General features: G+C 62.2%; 1 pseudogene. It reads right to left on the minus strand.

Going from position 1 to position 233, the window contains the following annotated elements:
* Positions 1–233: pseudogene (locus AAEY88_RS15615) on the minus strand (hypothetical protein); the annotation flags it as partial.

Consider the following 233-nt stretch of genomic DNA (forward strand, 5'->3'; position numbering starts at 1 on the left):
TTCCAGGAGTGGGGCAGGTGCAGGATGCGCATCGAGCCCAGATCCGGGTTCTTGATGCGGCCCATGAGCTTGGCGCAGCCTTGTTTGCCATCCAGGGTCATCGACACAGTGCCCTTGAGCAGCGGCATGCGCACAATGCGGTTACGCAGGCCGAAGCTGGCGTGGGCGTAAGGGATTTTTTCGGCATCCCAAGCGGCAGCGGAAGCGGCCACGTGGTCCTTGAATGCCTGGTC

The organism is Psychrobacter sp. CAL346-MNA-CIBAN-0220, assembly GCF_040309805.1.
Taxonomy (GTDB): Bacteria; Pseudomonadota; Gammaproteobacteria; order Pseudomonadales; family Moraxellaceae; genus Psychrobacter.